The organism is Burkholderia sp. SIMBA_051, assembly GCF_046534915.1.
Taxonomy (GTDB): Bacteria; Pseudomonadota; Gammaproteobacteria; order Burkholderiales; family Burkholderiaceae; genus Burkholderia; species Burkholderia ambifaria.
This window is the reverse complement of the sequence record NZ_JAWRXS010000310.1, coordinates 1-270: the sequence shown is the minus strand read 5'-3', so window position 1 is coordinate 270 and position 270 is coordinate 1. Positions and strand designations below refer to the sequence as shown.

Annotated in this window: 1 protein-coding gene; it reads left to right on the top strand. The window is 67.8% G+C overall.

Translation table 11 applies throughout. The annotated features are described in order from the left end of the window. The coding region (locus SB771_RS34660; RefSeq protein WP_410721995.1) for an ATP-binding cassette domain-containing protein at nucleotides 1-270 on the top strand (270 nt) is incomplete at both ends.

The following is a 270-nucleotide window of genomic DNA, read 5'->3' as shown; positions in this document are numbered from 1 at the left end:
ATAAGCGCGTACGCCGTGGCGTCGCGCGCTCGTTTCAGGTGACGAGCCTGTTCGCCAATCTGAGCGTGCGTGAAAACCTGCGGCTCGCCGCGCAAGGTGTGGACGCGGTTCGCGCACTGAACGCGTGGACCCCGCCGCGCGGCGCGCTCACGCATGCTGACACCGTCGACAGCGTGCTCGAACGCCTCGCGCTACAGCGCTTTAGCGAAGTGTCGGCAGGCGCGCTGTCGCATGGTCAGCAGCGGCGGCTCGAAGTCGGCATGGCGCTTG